The organism is Paeniglutamicibacter sulfureus, from assembly GCF_039535115.1.
GTDB classification, from domain to species: Bacteria; Actinomycetota; Actinomycetes; order Actinomycetales; family Micrococcaceae; genus Paeniglutamicibacter; species Paeniglutamicibacter sulfureus.
The window spans coordinates 3,467,694-3,485,830 of sequence record NZ_BAAAWO010000001.1 but is presented as its reverse complement, the minus strand read 5'-3'; the positions used below and the strand labels follow the sequence as shown (position 1 = coordinate 3,485,830).

Genomic DNA, 18,137 nt, shown 5'->3' with positions numbered 1-18,137 from the left:
GGCGAACCCCGGACAACCGCCAACGGCTGATTCACGTGCCTGGTACTACTTGATTTGGCCCGGCAGCCCTTCGTAAGCCACGTTGCCGGTCTTGAGGTTCTCGCTGATCAGCTCGGGCAGCGCCTTAAGGAAGGATTCACGTTCGGTCACCACGTTCTTCATGGCGCCGTCAACATTCTCCTTGGTGATGGCCGGCATGATGTAGACGGGCTTTGCGTTGACTTCCTCGCCCTTGGCCAGCTTGACTGCCACGGCCAGTCCCGCGGCCATTTCCACCGTTCCGTGCTGCAACGAAGTACCGATGAAGTCACCCTGCTTCACGGCTTTCAGTCCATCCTCGATGCCATCGATGCCCACGATCGGGACGCCCTTGATGCCTGCTTCTTTCAATGCCTGCAAGGCTCCGAGCCCCATGTCGTCGTTCTGCGAGATGACGCCGTCGATGTCGTCGCCGAATGCAGAGATCCAGTTCTTCATCTTGTTCACGGCCTCGTCGCGCTTCCAGTTGGCGGTGTCTTTCGCCAGCACCTTGACGTCCGGGTACTTGGCCAAGACCGAGTCGATGCCCGCGCCGCGGTCGATTTCCCCTGAACCACCCAACGGGCCCTGCAGGATCACGACGTTGCCCTTGCCGCCCAGCTTATCCATCATCATCTGGGCTTCCTGGGCACCGGCGGCGACATCGTCCGGCTGCACCGACCCGTCAAGGGCATCGTTCTTCAGCGATGCGTTGACATCGACGAAAGGGATGCCTGCTTCCTTGGCCGCGGCAACCTGCGGCTGCAGCGAGCCGGCCTGAACGGGGTTGACCAGGATCGCGTCGACGCCCTGGTTCACGAACTGGTCAACCTGGGTTGCCTGCGTATTGACGTCGAGGTTGGCCGAGTTCCACAGGATCTTCACATCGTTGGCCGCGGCGTATGCATCGATGCCTTCCTTGCCCTGGGTCACGAAGGAGGACATGTCGTAGACGCTCACGCCCACGGTCAGCTGCTTGTCGGACGAGCCCGCTGCGCCGGCGGCATTCGGGTCGCCTGCTCCGCAACCGGTGAGGACCAGGGAGGCCACGCCGAGTGCGGCCAGGGAGGTGGTGATTTTCTTGAGAGGACGGATCATCGTTGACACTCCTGAAAGGGGATTCGAAAGGTGGGAAAAGGTGAAACGTGGAACGCTATTTGCGGTGCTTGGAGGCCCAGACGTCGACGGCCACGGCCGCAACAATCAGGATGCCCTTGATGACGTCCTGCCAGTAGGCGGGGACGACCAAAAGGTCGAAGCCGTTGTTCAGTGTCTGGATGAGCAACAGGCCCAGGGCGGTGCCCCAGATGCTGCCGCGCCCGCCCATGAGCGAGGCACCGCCAATGACCACCGCGGCAATGGCATCAAGTTCGTAGCCCGAACCCAGGTTCGGCGCCCCCGAAATCACGCGCGAGGCAATCATGATTCCGGAGAGGCCGGCCAGCACGCCGCTGATGGCGTACACGCTGAGCAGGATCCGGGAGCTGTTTACGCCGGCGATTTCGGCGGCCAGGCGGTTGCCGCCCACCGCGTAGACCCGCATGCCATAGGCGGTGCGCTTCATCACGATGGCAAGGCCGATGATGCTGACAATCATGAGGATCACCGGGATCTTCATTCCGAGGACCTCAGTATTCGCGAATGCCCCGAAGCCCGCCGGCAAGCCGTTGATCGGAGCGCCGTTGCCGATCACGTAGGCCACACCGGAAGCCAAGGTCATCATGCCGAGGGTTGCGATGAAGGGCGGAACCTTCATGTAGGCCACCACCAAGCCATTGATCAGGCCGGCCACCATGCCCACCACCACTGCGGCGAGCAGGGCCAGCCAGATTTGGCCTGGGTTTGACTTGGCGACCAGGGCGCCAGCCATGGCGCTGGCGGCAATGACACTGCCGACCGACAGGTCGATGCCGCCGGTGAGGATGACCAGGGTTTGTCCCAGGGCGATCAGGGCGAACGGTGCCGCGGCGACGAGGATGGTGACCAGGTTTTCCGGCGTGCCGAAGCGTGCGCTGCGATAGAGGAAGAACACAATCACCAGCACCATGACCGCGACCATGGCATTGTCGATGAGCAATTGCCTGAACCAGGCCCCGCTGAAACGGGCCGGGCCCAACGCGGTCGCTGGGGCCGTTTCGGCCATTGTGGCGGCCTTGGCCGGCTTAGTCGTTAACATTCGGGGTGTCCTTCTGCGAGTCGGCTTCCTGCCCGGAAGCAAGTCTGAAAATGCGGTCCTGTATATCGGGGGCGGACAGTTCCTCGCGGGAGAGCTCGGCGGCGAAGGCACCGTCCCGCATCACCATGGTCCGGTGGGTCAGCGAGAGGATCTCGGGCATATCGGAGGACGCCATGACCACGGCCATGCCAGCCTGGGCGAGTTCGGTGATGATCCGGTAGATCTCGTTGCGCGCGCCCACGTCCACGCCCCGGGTTGGTTCGTCGAGCAACAGCACGTCGACCTTTCCGGTGAGCCAGCGGCCGAGGACAACCTTTTGCTGGTTGCCGCCAGAGAGCTTTTCCACCGGCTGTCCCAGTGTGCGGCGGCGCAGCCGCAGCGAATCCATGACCTCGGTGGCCGTTTGCTGGCGCGAGCGGCCGTGGAGCCAACCCGCGGTGGAAAACGCTGAGAGCCGCGGCAGGATCGTGTTGTCGAGAATCGACATGCCCATGACGGCGCCGGCGCCCTTGCGGTCCTCCGGGACCAGGGCCATGCCGGAAACGATGGAGGCAGCAGGGTTGGCCAGGCGCACCTTGGAGCCGGAGACTGTTACGGTTCCGCCGTTCGGGGCACGCATGCCGAAGATGGTCTCAATCAGCTCGGTGCGTCCTGCGCCGACCAGCCCGGCCAGCCCCAGGATTTCCCCGCGTCTCACGCTCAGGCTGACCGGCGCTCGGTCTCCGACGCCCAGCCCGCTTACCTCAAGCAGCACCTCGTCGGCGTGCGGGTGCACCTGGGGGAACAGGTCCTCGAGCTCGCGGCCGATCATCGCCCGGACGATTCCATCATCGGTGATGTCCGCAATGAGCTGGTCCTCGACCAGGTTTCCGTCGCGCAGCACGATCACGCGGTCGGCCATGGCCCGGATTTCTTCCATCTTGTGGGTGGTGAACAGCAGCGCGACGCCGTCTGCGCGCAGCTGTCGGACGACCGCAGCGAGGCGGGCCACCTCCTTTTCGGCGATGGCGCTGGTCGGTTCGTCGAGCAACAGCACCTTGGCCCCGCGGGTGGTCGCCTTGGCGATTTCGATGATCTGCCGAATGCCCACGGGCAGCGATCCCATTTGGGCGTCGGGCGAGATTTCCAGGCCGAACGTCGAGAGCATCGCTCGGGCCCCGGAACGCATGGCCCGGCGCCTGAGGAATCCGCCGCGGCGCAGCTCCCGCCCGATGTACAGGTTCTCGTACACGGTCATTTCAGGAATGGAAGCCAGTTCCTGAGGCACGATGGCCACGCCCAGCTGGTTGGCGGCCTGCGGATTCCCGACCGGCAGATGCGTCCCGGCCACCTCTACGATTCCGTCATCGGCCCGGTACTGCCCGGAGGCAATCTTCATCAACGTGGACTTGCCCGCACCGTTTTCTCCGGCCAGCGCAGTGACCGTGCCGGGCTCCAGGCTCAGGGTGATGCCCTTGAGCACCGGGACGCCGGCAAAGCCCTTATGGATGTCGACGCAGCCCAGCGCCCCGGGGGCCGCGCTCATGCGCCGTTCCCGGGACGGATCATGGTTTTCAGGCTGGTGGAGGCGGTGGATGCCAACAGCGCGGCTTCGACCTCGTCGAGCCCGAAGCCGCCGGTCACCAGGCCGTCCAGGTCCACGCGCCCGGTGCGCACCAGGTCGATGGCGGTCGGCCACGTGTTGTTGTAGCGGAAGATGCCGGTCACGACGAGCTCGCGGTTCTGGATCAGCGGGATCGGCAGGGCAATTTCGTCTGCTCCCATGCCCACCAGCACGGCGACACCGGCGGGGGCCAGGGCCTCGAGCCCGGCGCGCACCGCGGGGGTGGCCCCGGAGCATTCGAGCAGCACGTCCATGCCGAGGCCGCGCAATTCGGCGTCGTCCGCGATGGCGTCCAGCACGCGGTCGGCCCCGAAGGCGAGCGCCTGGGCCCGGCGCTCAGCGTCAAGGTCGCTAACGATGACCTCGGTGGCCCCGAAGGCGCGGGCAACCTGCAGGGCGATGATGCCGATCGGACCAGCACCGGTGACCAGCACGCGGGAACCCGCGGTGATCCCGGCCTTGCGTGCCGCAGCGATGCCCACGGATAGCGGTTCCATCAGGGCGGCCGCGTCGTCGCTGATGTTCTCCGGCACGGCAAAGGCGAAGTGTGACTGGATGGTCACATATTCGGCGAAGGCCCCGTCAATCGGCGGCGTCGCGTAGAACTCCATGTGCGGGCAGAGGTTGTAGGCACCGGACATGGTCTGCTTGCTGGTCGGCGAGGGACGCTGGGGTTCGATCGAAACCCTTTCTCCGACACGGGCCGGATCGACGTCCGCGCCCACCGCGACGATCACGCCGCCCGCTTCGTGGCCCAGCACCAAGGGCGATTCGACCACGAAGTCGCCAATGCGGCCTTCCTTGAAGTAGTGGACGTCCGATCCGCAAATTCCAACCGAGCCAACACGGACCAGTACTTCATCGGATGCCGGAACCGGGACCGGACGGTTCTCGACTACGACCTCGCCCGCTTGGCGCAAAACGCTGGCGCGCATCTCGGTGGGCAGTGGTTCGCGCATGATTTGTGCTTCCTTCTTCTGGTTGCTTCGACGGCGACTCGCCCGCCTCAGGTGCGGCGGTGGACCGTGACGACTGGCACAAGTATCTAACACGTTTACACAAGTGTGCAAGTCCCATGCTCATGTGAGCAAATGTAAGCTAGTCTGGAAATCCATCTTCCAGAGGAGTCTCCTTGGCACCCATCGGCCCCGACGAACTCGTGCGCCTGGCCCATATCGCCCGCGAACACTACATCGCCGGCAAGACCCGCGTTGAAATCGCGGAGGAACTCGGCTTGAGCCGATTCAAGGTGGGACGGCTGCTCGACGATGCGGTGAAAAACGGGATCGTCACCTTTGAGATTTCCGTCCCCGGGCCCGTCGACGTGGAGCGCTCGCTGGAACTGCAACGGCGCTACGGCCTCAAGCGTGCCGTCGTGGTGCGGACCCCCACCGACTCCGCCGAAGCCGTCCAGGAGGAGCTGGGCCGGGTTGCGGCCCAGCTGCTGGAGGAAATCGCCACCGCGGACGACGTCATCGGCATGACGGCAGGGCGAACGCTCGGCCAACTGGCCCGGTCGCTCGGCGCCTTGCCACCCTGCGAGGTCGTCCAGCTAGCAGGGGTCGCCGGCCCTCTCCAGGCCACGGGCGTCGAGGTCATCCGGCGTGTCGGCGAGGCCGCGAATTCCCGGGGCTGGACCCTCTATGCACCGCTGATCGCCTCGGATGCCGAGTCGGCCGCCGCCATCCGGCGGCAGCACGACGTACAACTGACCATGAACCAGTTCAGCCGCGTCACCCTCGCGCTCGTTGCCATCGGAAGTTGGTCTCCTCCGGATTCGCAATTTTTCGACAACCCGGCCATCACCGCGGACGACCATGCGCTGCTGGTTGAGCACAGGGTCCAGGCCGATATCGGATCCATCCTCATCGACCGCGACGGCGGACTGGTCAATGACATCCAGGATCGCTGCATCGCCATCGGGGCTGAGGCCATGGCCAACATTCCCGAGGTGATCGGCGTCGCCGGAGGGGCGTCGAAGGCTGCCGCCGTCCGCGCGGCCCTCGACTCGGGCCTCATCGATTCGCTGGTCACCGACCTTTCGCTCGCCACCCGACTACTGGAGAACCACGCATGAGCCGCACCGTCATCGCCGGAATCGATTCCTCCACGCAGAGCACCAAGGTCCTGAGGGTCGACGCCGAAACCGGCGAAATCTTGAGCAAGACTTCCGCCCCACACCCCGACGGTACGAGCGTCAACCCGGAACGCTGGTGGGAGGCCCTGGCATCGCAGGGGGACCTGGACGACGTCGCCGCCTTGTCGGTCAGCGCCCAGCAGCACGGCATGGTGGCGCTGGATGCCTCCGGAACCCCGGTCCACGACGCGCTGCTGTGGAACGACACCCGCTCGGCCCCGCAGGCCAAGGCGCTGCGCGAGGCGTTGGGTGCGGAGTCCTGGGCCAGGGAAATCGGCATCGTCCCGGTCCCCTCCTTCACAGTCACCAAGTTGGCCTGGCTCGCCGAGAATCATCCCGAGTTGGCCGACCGGGTCGACCAGGTCATGCTGCCCCACGACTGGCTGACCTGGAGGCTTGCCGGGCGCCCCGAAACCGCGACGACCGATCGGTCCGACGCCTCCGGCACGGGCTACTATTCCGTGCCCGAGGGCCGGTACCGCGACGACATACTGCGACTGGCCTTCGGCCGCTCACCTCGCCTTCCCCGGGTACTGGCTCCGGCCGAGGCCGCGGGAAGAACGTCCTCCGGCGCCCTGATCGCCGCCGGCTGCGGGGACAACGCCGGCGCGGCCCTGGGGCTGGGCTTGGTGCCCGGCGAGGTGGTCATCAGCATCGGAACCAGCGGAACGGTCTTCGCGCCGTCGGCGGCCCGCATCCAAGATCCCAGCGGAGCCGTGGCGGGCTTCGCGGACGCCACGGGCCACAACCTGCCGCTGTTGGCCACGATCAATGCGGCCCGGACCCTGTCCGCCAGCTCCCGGATGCTCAACGTCGACCTGGACGAATTGGATGCCCTGGCCTCTGCCGGAGCCCCCGACGCCGGCGGTCTGACGTTGATTCCCTACCTAGACGGCGAGCGAACCCCGGACCTGCCCCACGCAACGGGCACCATGACGGGCCTGACCCGAGCCAACCTGACCCCCGAAAACATGGCCCGCGCATCTGTCCTTGGGCTGTTGTGCACGCTGTCCGACGCGCTGGAGAGACTGCGTGCCCAGGGAGTCAGCGCCAAGCGCATCGTGTTGATCGGCGGCGGCTCAATGTCCCGGTCCGTGCGTCGCGCGGCCGCGGAAATTTTCGACACCGAAGTGGTCGTTCCACCGTCGGCCGAGTACGTGGCACTCGGCGCCGCCCGCCAGGCCGCTTGGGCGCTGAGCGGGGCGACCGAACCGCCCACGTGGACCCGCTCCACCGAGCAGACCTATGAACCCACCGGCGCATCATGGGCCGCCGAGGTTCGCGGGCGCTTCACTGCCGCTCGCATCGCCACCTATGGCATCTAGCCTTTCCGAAGGGAAATACATGACAAACGCCTCGCCGGAACGATCCGGCCATGAATCGACGACGCATTTCGATGTGCAAGCCATCCTCTTCGACCTCGACGGGACTCTCATCGATTCCACCGTCGCCACCGAGCGTGCCTGGACCTCCTGGGGCGGACTGATGGGGCTCTCCGGCTATCGGCATACCGTCCATGGATTGACGGCGCAAAGCCTGGTCAACGAACTCATCGCGGAATCGCGCCGGGCCGAGGCCCTCGAGCTGATTGCACGCCTGGAGATCCAGGACACGGACGGAATTCAAGTGAAGGACGGGGTTCGGGAGTTGCTGCAGAGCCTTCCGGCCGAATCCTGGACGATCGTGACATCCTGCACCAGCGCGCTGGCCGCGGCCCGCATGGGCGCAGCCTCCCTGGGGCAACCGGAGCACATGGTCACCGCTGACCAGATCACTACGGGCAAGCCCTCCCCCGAGGGCTTCCTGTTGGCGGCCGAACGGCTGGGTGTGGACATCGCCCGTTGTCTGGTCGTCGAGGACGCACCCGCCGGGATCAGCGCCGGGAAGGCCGCAGGTGCCGGAACATTGGCGGTCACGGGAACGTATGGCTCCAATTCGCTCGACGCCAACGTCGTCGTGGAGTCGCTCAGCCAGATTGCAGTCTCCCGCACGCCTATGGGGACGCTGCGGGTTTCCATCAACAACTAGCACCCTGACGCGGTGTGGCCCTCCCGACGCCCATAGCCAAGGATCGAAAGGGCCACACCACTTTTGTTTGATGGCTTGGAGCGCGACCTAGCGCAACGGGTTGAAGTGCCGCATGATGGCCGGGGTCGATTCCCCGGTGATCGAGGCGGCAAGCATCTTGCCGGTCAGCGGCCCCAGGGCCACTCCCCACATGCCGTGGCCGCCGGCGACATGCACGCGCGAGGATCGGGTGGCCCCGATCAGCGGCAGCCCGTCGGTGGTGCAGGGACGGGATCCGACCCATTCCTCCTGGCGGTCCTCCCAGTTGATGCCGGTGAACAGCGGGGAGGCCGCGGCGACGATGGCCTCGATGCGCTTGGGCTCCAGCGGGTGGTCGGCGTCGCGGAACTCCATGGTCCCGGCCACCCGGAACCTGTCCCCCAGCGGGGTGCAGGCCACACGCTGGGCGGGGAAGTAGATCGGGTGCGTCGGCATGACCTCGGGGACCACGGTGAAGGAGTAGCCGCGCCCGGCCTGGACCACGCGCTTGACGCCGAACTTCCGCGCGAGCTTGCCCAGCCAGGCGCCGGTGGCAATGACCACCGCATCGGCACCCTGGATCCGGCCCTGCGCGTCCACGACCTCGACGCCATGGGCGTGTTCAATCACGTCGGCGACCTCGAAGTCCGTGACGATCTCCCCGCCGCGGGCAATCACCGAATCGGCCAGCGAGTCCATGAACTTGGGCGGGTTGATGAAGCGCTGGTGGTGGATCGCGACACCCGCCTGGACACCGTCCCCCAGGGTCGGTTCGATGTCACGGATTTCCGCCGCGCTCATCAGGTCGAATTCGACCTCGCCGCCGGCGGCGCGGATGCCCTCGAATTCGTGGAGCAGCCCGTCGCGGTCCTTGAAGTTCTTGAATCCGGTCAGGAAGGGCTCGGCCGGGCGGGTGGGTTCCACCACGCCGGTCCCCAGCGTCGCGGTGCCCCCGTCGTTGGCCGGGACGCCGGTCCCATTGACGGAGCCCGCCTGCCCGATCCTGCTGATGGTGCTGCCCTCTGAGATCTCGTCGAAGGCGTCCAGCCCGGTGGCGCCGATCTCACTGAAGACGGCCATGGCCTCGCGCCACTTGCCCGGGGTGCAATGCCGGGCAAAGCCCAGCAGGAAGCGGATCAGCGAAGGCTTGGCGGAGAGCGGGATGTAGAGCGGGGAGGCCGGGTCGAACATGGTCTTCAGGCCGTAGGTAAGCACCGAGGGTTCGCTCAGCGGCAGGGTCAGTGCCGGGGTGAGCCACCCGGCGTTGCCCCAGGAGGAACCCGCGGCCACGCCGTCCCGGTCCAGGATGGTGACCTTGACGCCGCGTTCCTGCAGGTACCAGGCGGTGGACAGGCCGACCATGCCCGCACCGATGACGACCACATGTTCCGGACTCGTTGTGCTCATTTCACGCTCCACTCTCTTGCTTGCCGCTCACCCGTCGGCGGACGTCGCTGTCCGCGTGTGGTGCCCGGCCGAATTGCCGATGTTAAATGTCTGGGTTCAATGTCTGGGGGGGGGTGGCCGGAAGTGCGCCGGAGGGTGCGGGCACCCTCCGGCTGTGCTCCCCCGCCACGGGGTCGTGCGGATGGAACTGCGGTTTAGACGTAGTCCTTGTACTTCTCCAGGTGGCGGACCGGGGTGGAGAGCGCGTCGCGGCGGAACGGGTCGCCCAGTTCGCGGGTGCACATGATCTCGATGACGGTGGTCTTGCCGTCGACCATCTGGTTGTTCAGGGCTTCCTTGAGTGCCGCCCCGACGTTTTCCAGCTTGTCCACGACGATGCCCTCGGCGCCCATGCTGCGGGCCATCTCGGCGAAGGATTCGCCGTTGTCCAGCTCTCCGGCGATGAAGCGGCGGTTGTAGAACTCGACCTGGTTCTTCTTCTCCGCGCCCCACTGGCGGTTGCGGAAGACGATCGCGGTGACCGGCAGGTCGTGGCGGACCGCGGTGAGGACCTCGCCCATGCTCATGGCCCAGGCGCCGTCGCCCGCGTAGGCGATGGCCGGGCGGTGCGGCGCCGCGGCCTTGGCACCGATCATGGTCGGCAGCGCGTAGCCGCAGTTCCCGAAGGACATGGGGGCGAAGAAGCTGCGCGGCTTCTCGAAGCGCAGGTAGCTGTGCGCCACGGAGTTGATGTTTCCGATGTCGGTGGAGATCATGACGTCCTCCGGCATGGCCTTTTCAAGTTCGCGCAACACCTGGCGCGGGTGCAGCCAGTTGCCCTCTTCGCCTTCGGCCTCGGCGATCACGTCGAGCGAGTACTCGTCCTGCTCGTGGGTCCACTCGGAAAGCTCCTGCTCCCAGGCTTCCTTTTCGGCTTTGATGTTCGCTGCGCGTTCGGCTTTGGTCGCATCCGATGCAAGTTCGATGCCCTCGAGACGCTTGGAGAGCTCAATGGCAACAGCCTTGGCATCGCCGGTTATTCCGACCGCGATCTTCTTCACCAGACCGAGCTTGGTGTGGTCCGCGTCGATCTGGATGATCTTGGCCTCGGTCGGCCAGTAGGCCTGGCCGTACTGCGGCAGGGTGCCGAACGGGCCGAGGCGGGTGCCCAGGGCGATGACGACGTCCGCCTGGGAAATCAGCTTCATGCCGGCCTTGGATCCCTGGTAACCCAGCGGGCCGGCCCACAGCGGATGGCTGGCCGGGAAGGAGTCATTGTGCTGGTAGCTGTTGACCACCGGTGCACCGAGCCGCTCGGCCAGGGCCTTGGCTTCCTCGACACCGTCTGCCATGACCACGCCGCCGCCGGAAACGATGACAGGGTTCTTGGCGGTCTTGAGCAACTCGATGGCCTCGTCCAGGGACTTGGTGCCACCTGCACCGCGGTCAACGCGGCGCGGGGCGGGGATCTCGGTGATGGATTCGCCGTAGAAGTAGTCGCGCGGGATGTTCAGCTGGGTCGGGCCGTTTTCGCTCATGGCGCGGTCGAAGCAGCGGGCGGTGAATTCGGCCATGCGGTTCGGGTGGGTTACGTGGCCCTGGTACTTGGTGAATTCCTGGAACATCGGGAGTTGGTTGGCCTCCTGGAAGCCGCCCAGGCCGATGGTGTTGGTTCCGGCTTCCGGGGTGATGATGACGACCGGGCTGTGTGCCCAGTAGGCGGCGGCGATGCCGGTGACGCAGTTGGAGATGCCCGGGCCGTTCTGCCCGATGACCACGCCGTGGCGGCCGGAAGCGCGTGCGTAGCCGTCGGCCATGTGGGCGGCGCCCTGTTCGTGCACGACGGGTACCAGGCGGATGCCGGCCGGGGCGAAGATATCCATGGCGTCCATGAAGGCGGAGCCCATGATGCCGAAGATGTCGGTGACGTCGTTGGACACCAGCGTCTCAACGAAGGCTTCCGACGACGTCATCTTCTGCGCGCCCTGGACGACCTCGCGGGATGTGGCCTTTTCAGTCATTACAAGTCTCCTTCGGGGATCAAGACCTCGCAATCGCGAAAAGTCTCAAAAAATGATTCGAACTGCTCCCAAAAACGGGATTGATGACAAAGCTATGCGACTCCCGTCACATCAGTCAAGCCCCTATTCCATTTATTCTTCGTCCTGATACGATTTATTGAAACTTCGTTCATCGGCAGATTGGATCGATCATGGAAAATCTCACGGAACCGGAGCTCGGGCCCGCGGGCGCTGTCCAGGGAGAAACACCGGCCCTGCGCCTGTTCGCGCTGCTGGAGTTGATCACCACGCGCGACCAGCTCTTCACCTTGCAGTCGCTGGTGGACCAAACGGGACTTCCGAAGCCCACGCTGCACCGCATGCTGCAACAACTCGAAGGCGCCAACCTGCTGACCCGGCAGTCCGACGGCAGGCATTACGGCACCGGCTCGCGCATGCGCCGCATGGCCGAGGACGTGCTGCTCAATGACACCCGGCACGGCACGCGGCACGCCATCCTGCGGGGCCTGGTCGATGAGATCGGCGAGAGCTGCAACATCACCGCCCTGTCCGGCAACGAGGTCATCTACCTCGACCGCGTCGAGACCAACGAGCCCTTGCGCGTGCACCTGGGCCCCGGATCCCGGGTGCCGGTGCATTGCTCGGCCAGCGGAAAGCTGATCCTTGCCCAGTTCGGGCCCACCCAGCGCGAACGCGTCCTGGCCACGGGACCCCTGCAACGCTTCACGGCCCACACGCTCACCGACAAAGCGGAAATCGAGGCCGAACTGGCCCGGATCCGGATCGACGGATACGCCGAGGACCGCCAGGAATACCTGGACGGGCTGGTTTGCCTGGCGGTGCTGGTTCCCAATCCGGCCGGGCGCTCGAACCTCTGCATCGCGGTGCAGGCCCCCATGATGCGCAAGAGCTCGGAGGACCTGCTCAAGTTGCTGCCCGCACTTCGCCGAGCGGCCGAGAGCATCTCGCGCATCGAAGACCACGCGGACCTGGGTTCCCCGGAGTCCGAACCCATCGCGGCGGGATGGTGAGGGAAATGAACCCGGAAGCCACCCCCCTCGCGCAGCAGGAATTGGTCTCCGTCCGCGAGACCTTCGGCATCGACAGCGACCTGCGGGCCCCCAAGTTCACCGAAACCTCGGACCACGTCCCGGCCATCGACCCTGCCTACCGGTTCAACCCGGATGTCACCGTGGCCATCCTCGCCGGATTCACCCACAACAGCCGGGTCATGATCCAGGGTTTGCACGGCACGGGAAAATCCACGCACATCGAGCAGGTTGCGGCGCGGCTGAATTGGCCCCTCATGAGGGTGAACCTCGATGGGCACATCAGCCGGCTCGACCTGGTCGGCAAGGACACCGTGGTGATCCAGGACGGCCAGCCGGCCACCAAGTTCCAGGAAGGCGTGGTTCCCTGGGCCATGGTCCAGCCCATGGCCCTGGTCTTCGACGAATACGATGCGGGGCGGCCCGATGTCATGTTCGTGGTCCAGCGGCTGCTGGAACGCGACGGCGGATTCACGCTACCCGACCAGAACCGCGTGATCCGCCCCCACCCGCACTTTCGGCTCTTTGCCACGGCGAACACCGTTGGACTCGGAAACCTCAACGGCCTCTACCACGGGGTGCAGCGGCTGAACCACGCCCAGCTGGACCGGTGGAACATCGTTGCCGCCCTCGACTACCTTCCGGTGGACGAAGAGGTCCGGATCGTTGCCTCCCGTGTTCCCGAGCTGGCACGAACCCCTGCCGGACTGGAGCTGGTTCGGTCCATGGTGGACGTTGCGAACCTCACCCGCGACGGCTTCGCCGCCGGGGACATCTCCACCCTGATGTCACCACGCACGGTGATCACCTGGGCCCAGAACGTTTCCATCTTCCGCGATCCGGCACTGGCCTTCAGGCTCTCCTTCGTCAACAAGTGCGACGAGGCCGAGCGCTTCATCGTGTCCGAGTACTACCAGCGTGCCATGGCCACCGAACTCGACGAGTCCTACGCACTCGTTCCCGTCGGGGCCTAGGGAAGCCGGGCACGCCATGAGTGCAGCCCAGGCCCCCGCGCGCCGCGCCCAGGAAATCAGGGAACTGTGCGGAGCGTCCCTGCGCGCCCTCGGCGCCGATCCGCGGCTCGAACTGCTCGGTTCCCGCCCATACCGCGGCACCGTCGTGCTTCCGTTCAATGCCCCGCACCTCTATCCGCCGGCGGCAGGGGCCGGCTTCACGTCGTTTCGCGGTGCCGCCGATGGGATGGCCCTGCGCGTGCTGCATTCGGACACCGCCGCGCATCTGGCCCTGCTCCCGCACTCCCCCAGTGCCAGGCTGGTCTTTGAAGTGCTGGAACAATTCCGCTGCGAATCCCTGGCGACCCTGCCAGGGGTCATCGAGAATCTCCGGGCCCGGCACGTCGCATGGTCCAAGGAATACATCGCCTCCGGGCTGACCGAAACCGCCCTGGGCATGCTCCTCTACACGATCTTCCAGGTGGCCCGCTCGCGGATCAGCTCGGAGCCGGTGGTCCTTGAATCCGAGGACATGATCGAGGCGACCCGAGCGAACCTGTCTTCGACGCTCGGCCCGTTGCTCCCGGGCCTTCGCCGGTACAAGCACGACCAGGCCGAGTTCGCCCAGCATGCGCTGCTGGTCGCCGAACTTGTCGCGGAGGCCGTCAGCGCCCTGGAATCCCCGGCACCTGCCCGCAAGGGCGCCAAGGAAAAGCAAGCCAAGGCGCCGGAGTTTTCCCTGCTGGTGGATGTCGAACACGATGCAGCTGCCATCGGGACATCCGGCAGCGCAACCAGCGGCGCCCTTGATTCCTCGCCCGAGGGATACACCGTGTTTACCCGCGCCTACGACAAGATCTCCCCGGCCACCACACTGGTGCGCGAGGACCTGCTTCGCAGCTACCGCGAGCGCATCGCCGCCCGGGTGCACACCGAGGCGGTGAACGTGCAGCTGCTGGCCAAGTCCCTGCAGTCGCTGCTCTGCGTTCCCGGGCGCTCGGACTACGATTCGGGCACGGAGGAGGGCCTGCTCGACGGAACCCGGCTGGGCCAATTGGTGGCCTCGCCCACCGAGCGCCGGCTGTTCAAGACCGAGCGCTTCGAACCTTCCGCGGCCGCGACCCTCACATTCCTGGTGGACTGTTCCGGCTCCATGAAGGAGCATGCGGAAGGACTCGCGGCATTCCTTGACGTGCTGGCTCGGGCACTGGAACGCATCGAGGTGCCCTGCGAGGTGCTGGGCTACACCACCGGCACTTGGAACGGCGGCCGGGCGCTGAAGGACTGGCGCCGCGCAGGCACCCCGCCGAATCCGGGGCGGCTGAACGAACTGAGCCACGTGGTTTTCAAGGATGCGGCGACCTCGTGGCGCACCGGGCGCCTGGGGCTTGCAGCGATGCTCAAGCCGACGCTCTACCGCGAGGGAATCGACGGGGAGGCCGTGCGCTGGGCCTTGGGCCGGCTCGGGCAGCGGGACGAGGAACGCAAGATCCTGGTGGTGCTCTCCGACGGCAGCCCCGCGGACGGCGCCACGGCAAACGCCAACGACGAGAACTACCTGCAGCACGACCTCGCCAATGTGCTGCGCGAGGCCGAGGCGGCCGGCGGCACCACGATTCTGGGGCTTGGCCTGGGACTGGACATGAGTCCGTATTTCAGGCGCAACGCCATCCTGGACGCGGGCCGGCTGGGCGGTTCGGAAACCGTGCGTGACCTGTTGGGCCTGTTGGAGCGCTCGTTGCGTTCAGTGCGCTGAACGGGGGGGGACCGCTCCGAGCGAAGAGATAGCGCGAAAAGGGGAACAGTGCGGGGCCGAAAGATTCGTTCGGCCCCGCACCGTTCCCTCACGACTTGTGGCGGGCGTTGTCTCCCGCCGTCGTACTACATCTGCAGCAGGAGCACCCCCGCGTAGCCAAGTCCGGCAATCAATGCCCAGGAACACATGGCCATCAGGATCGAGGCCCCCTTCGAGGCGAAAAGCTGGCGGATCCGCACGGCCGAACCCAGTCCGAAGAGCGCGGCGGCCAACACCACGTCCTGCACGATCGTCACGGCCTCCAGGACCTCGGTGGGTACGTTGAAGATCGAGCGCACCGCCACCAGCACCACGAATCCAATGATGAATCCCGGAACAATCGGCGGAAGCTTCAGGCCTTTTTCACCGTCACCGGCCCGGCCGTTGCGCCGGCTGATGATGCCGGCTGCGGCTACCATCGGGGCCAGGGTCAGCACTCGGGTGAGCTTGATGACGATGGCAATGGCCAGCGCGGATGCCCCGGCGGTCTGCGCGGTGGCAACGACCTGGCCGACGTCGTGGACCGAGGCGCCGACCCACTGGCCGAAGGCCTCCGGGCCCAACCCCAGCGGACGCATCAGCAGCGGCAGCACGGCAATGGCCAGGGTGCCGCACAAAGTCACCAGCGCCACGGGGATTACGGTGTCCTCGTCCTTTGACCTGCGCACCGCGCTCATCGCACCGATGGCGGAGGCACCGCAGATGGAGAAGCCGGTGGCGATCAACAGCGGCTGGTCTCCCGGCAAGCGGAACGCCTTGCCCAGCAGGTAGGTGCCGCCGAAAGCCAGCAACACGACCAGCACCACCACCCCGAAGGTCGCCCAACCCAGCTCAAGCACATCGACGATGCTCAGTTTCAGGCCCAGCAGCACAATGCCGGCCCGCATGAGTTTCTTCCCCGCGAAGCCCAGCCCCCTCTGCCAGGGCCCTTCCACCAGCCGGCCCGTCCCCGGGAGGTTTGCGGACAGGATGCCCAGCACCACGGCCGTGGTCATGACCGGGATCGAGGGGACGAGCAGGTGGACCAGGAAGGACAGCGGGACCACCACGGCGCAGACCGCCAGCCCGGCCCAATGCCCGGTGACCCAGGCGCGCGCGCGGGCCCGCCGGGTAGGTCTCACGGGAGCGACGGGCGTCGGTGCGCCGCCCCCGGTCGGAGGCCGCACTGCCGGCTCATGTGTTTGATGCACCATGAAGGTGGCTCCTTCGAAGAATGACATTGGCGTGGTGCGGCCGCACGCACCAGGGGATTCTCCCGTCGGGGGCTGCGGACGCACCACGATCAATGTGGTGGGTACGTTGACAATTCTGCCTGCTAATCAGGCTCCGGGCGTCACGGCCGGGGTGCCGGACTTCAGTTTGGTGCCTTCCGGGCGCGGGGCACCCAGGACCAGGATGTCGACCTGTTCGTCGGTCAGGGTCTTGTTGTGCCTACGGCGCATCAGGAAGAATACGACGCCCAGCAAGGTCCAGACGACCAGCGCCGTCATGGATTCCTTGCCCAGCACGCCCGGGGAACCCGGGATCAGCAGCAGCCCCATGAAGACCAGGGCCGTCACGGCGCCCAGCGCGCTGAGCACCTTCTTGGAGGTGGAGCGGGTGCCCTCGAGGTCTCCGGGGCACTCGATGGAGTTGGTCGGGCGGAAGATCTTGAACGCGCACAGGCAGGTGTAGAGGTAGGCAACCGTCACGCCCACCGCGGACATGTCAACGACCCAGGTCAGTGCCGCGCGGCCGAACCACGGGCTGATCAGGCAGACGGCCCCGACGAAGATGACGCCGACGTATGGGGTCTTGTACTTGGGGTGCAGGCGGGCGAACATCTTCGGGACCATCTGCGCCCGGCCCATGCCCAGCAGGATGCGGCTGGCCGAGACGTAGAAGCCGTTCAGGCCGGTGCTCACTCCCATGGTGATGCCGATGGTCAGCAGCAGCAGGCCGGATCCGCCCAGCACGCCGGTCAATGCGTCCGCGGTGCCCCAGGCCGAGTCGCCGGCAACGAGGGCCTCCCACGGGGCGGCCATGGCGACGGCGGCGATCATGGCCGCGTAGAGCAGGGCTGCGGCCAGAAGTGCCAGCACGATCAGCTTCATGGCCTTGGCCGGCGGGAAATCGAATTCCTCTGCCGCCTGCGGCACGTTGTCGAAACCGATGAAGGCCCAGGGTGCGATGGCGACAATCGCGGCGATCGCGGCGACCGGGTTCACGCCCTCCGGAAAGGCCGGAAGCGCGTTGGAGAAGAGGACCTGCGGGCTGGCGATGACCGCCACCAGGATGCAGGCCACGGCGACGAGCATGATGACGCAGGCGATGAACTGGATGCGGCCGGAGAGGGCGGTGCCGCGGATGTTGAGGTAGGCGAAAACCGCCAGGGCGACCATGGAGATGAGCACCTCGACGATGTACACGTCGAAACCTGCCACGGTGTATAGGTATCCCTGTTGGACCACGTCCGGCATGAGCTTGCGGAAGAGCAGGGCCAGCGCCGAGGCGTTAAGGGCCACGATGCAGGTGTAGCCAAGGGTCAGGAACCAGCCGCAGAAGAAGGCGTGGGTCCGTCCGAAGCCGACCAGGGCGAAGGCCAACTCGCCGCCGGAGACGGGAAATGACTTGATCAGGAACCCGTAGCTGACGGCAATGAGCACCATCAGTGCGCCACCGATCAGGAAGCCGGAGACCGCTCCGAGCGGTCCTCCCATGGCCAGCCAGTCGGTGGGGAGGATGAATGCACCCCAACCCACGGCGGAGCCCAGGGCAATGGCCCAGACCCAGTGGGCCTTGAGTGTTTTTTCCATGCGCTCGGGCTGGCCGTTGTCCGGACCTGCCGATGCCGATGCCATGGGAGTAACCACCGTCTTGTCTGTTGTGGCTTTCATTTTAACCTCGTTCTCGGGTGGTGGCGGCGATGCCACCGCTTGCGAAGACCGGCCGCCCCGGCAGGGGCGGGACCGGT

The 18,137-nt window shown here is 66.1% G+C and carries 14 protein-coding genes; 6 read left to right on the top strand and 8 right to left on the bottom strand.

The features are described from left to right. Positions 1-45 precede the first annotated feature (45 nt). The 4 genes from ABD687_RS15860 to ABD687_RS15845 are packed head-to-tail and all read right to left on the bottom strand — an operon-like array spanning position 46 to position 4,756. Positions 46-1,116, bottom strand: a complete 1,071-nt coding sequence (locus tag ABD687_RS15860; RefSeq protein WP_302263086.1) for a substrate-binding domain-containing protein — start codon at positions 1,114-1,116, stop codon at positions 46-48. Between the two features lie 55 nt (positions 1,117-1,171). Continuing rightward, the gene (locus ABD687_RS15855) at positions 1,172-2,161 is read right to left on the bottom strand and encodes an ABC transporter permease (protein WP_310289728.1); all 990 of its coding nucleotides are present in this window, start codon (positions 2,159-2,161) and stop codon (positions 1,172-1,174) included. Positions 2,162-2,180: 19 nt separating this feature from the next. After that, positions 2,181-3,719, bottom strand: coding sequence for a sugar ABC transporter ATP-binding protein (locus tag ABD687_RS15850; RefSeq protein ID WP_302263088.1), 1,539 nt, complete (start codon positions 3,717-3,719; stop codon positions 2,181-2,183). After that, a complete protein-coding gene (locus ABD687_RS15845; RefSeq protein WP_310289731.1) occupies positions 3,716-4,756 on the bottom strand; it encodes an NAD(P)-dependent alcohol dehydrogenase in 1,041 nt (346 codons plus the stop codon). Before ABD687_RS15845 ends, ABD687_RS15850 begins: the two co-directional genes overlap by 4 nt. A 173-nt stretch (positions 4,757-4,929) precedes the next feature. Here ABD687_RS15845 and ABD687_RS15840 point away from each other — a divergent pair, with 173 nt between their 5' ends. Genes ABD687_RS15840 through ABD687_RS15830 form a run of 3 tightly spaced genes read left to right on the top strand, consistent with a single transcriptional unit; the run spans position 4,930 to position 7,962 of the window. Beyond that, positions 4,930-5,874 (top strand): sugar-binding transcriptional regulator, encoded by a 945-nt coding sequence (locus tag ABD687_RS15840; RefSeq protein ID WP_302263090.1) that lies wholly within the window; start codon positions 4,930-4,932, stop codon positions 5,872-5,874. Beyond that, positions 5,871-7,259, top strand: a complete 1,389-nt coding sequence (gene xylB / locus ABD687_RS15835; protein WP_302263091.1) for a xylulokinase — start codon at positions 5,871-5,873, stop codon at positions 7,257-7,259. Before ABD687_RS15840 ends, xylB begins: the two co-directional genes overlap by 4 nt. Positions 7,260-7,278: 19 nt before the next feature. Next, positions 7,279-7,962, top strand: a complete 684-nt coding sequence (locus tag ABD687_RS15830; RefSeq protein WP_302263092.1) for an HAD-IA family hydrolase — start codon at positions 7,279-7,281, stop codon at positions 7,960-7,962. Positions 7,963-8,049: 87 nt separating this feature from the next. On the opposite strand, the gene ABD687_RS15825 is transcribed toward ABD687_RS15830, so the two are convergent. Together ABD687_RS15825 and xsc are read right to left on the bottom strand one after the other, a co-directional pair. After that, on the bottom strand, positions 8,050-9,387 hold the full coding sequence (locus ABD687_RS15825) for an NAD(P)/FAD-dependent oxidoreductase (RefSeq protein ID WP_310289735.1): 1,338 nt from the start codon (positions 9,385-9,387) through the stop codon (positions 8,050-8,052). Between the two features lie 194 nt (positions 9,388-9,581). Next, positions 9,582-11,387 carry a sulfoacetaldehyde acetyltransferase gene (gene xsc, locus ABD687_RS15820; protein ID WP_310289737.1) on the bottom strand — a complete coding sequence of 602 codons (1,806 nt, stop codon included), beginning with the start codon at positions 11,385-11,387 and terminating at the stop codon, positions 9,582-9,584. Positions 11,388-11,578: 191 nt separating this feature from the next. Here xsc and ABD687_RS15815 point away from each other — a divergent pair, with 191 nt between their 5' ends. From ABD687_RS15815 to ABD687_RS15805, 3 genes are read left to right on the top strand one after another with little or no spacing between them, the layout of a single operon-like run. After that, positions 11,579-12,418 carry an IclR family transcriptional regulator gene (locus tag ABD687_RS15815; protein WP_302263095.1) on the top strand — a complete coding sequence of 280 codons (840 nt, stop codon included), beginning with the start codon at positions 11,579-11,581 and terminating at the stop codon, positions 12,416-12,418. Positions 12,419-12,423: 5 nt separating this feature from the next. After that, positions 12,424-13,410, top strand: a complete 987-nt coding sequence (locus ABD687_RS15810; protein WP_302263096.1) for an AAA family ATPase — start codon at positions 12,424-12,426, stop codon at positions 13,408-13,410. Between the two features lie 16 nt (positions 13,411-13,426). After that, complete coding sequence (locus tag ABD687_RS15805; RefSeq protein WP_302263097.1) at positions 13,427-15,145, top strand: cobaltochelatase CobT-related protein; 1,719 nt, start codon at positions 13,427-13,429, stop codon at positions 15,143-15,145. A gap of 125 nt (positions 15,146-15,270) precedes the next feature. On the opposite strand, the gene ABD687_RS15800 is transcribed toward ABD687_RS15805, so the two are convergent. Both ABD687_RS15800 and ABD687_RS15795 read right to left on the bottom strand, forming a co-directional pair. After that, a complete protein-coding gene (locus ABD687_RS15800) occupies positions 15,271-16,377 on the bottom strand; it encodes a YeiH family protein (RefSeq protein ID WP_302263098.1) in 1,107 nt (368 codons plus the stop codon). 126 nt (positions 16,378-16,503) lie between these two features. After that, positions 16,504-18,060 carry an APC family permease gene (locus tag ABD687_RS15795; RefSeq protein WP_302263099.1) on the bottom strand — a complete coding sequence of 519 codons (1,557 nt, stop codon included), beginning with the start codon at positions 18,058-18,060 and terminating at the stop codon, positions 16,504-16,506. Positions 18,061-18,137: the final 77 nt, after the last annotated feature.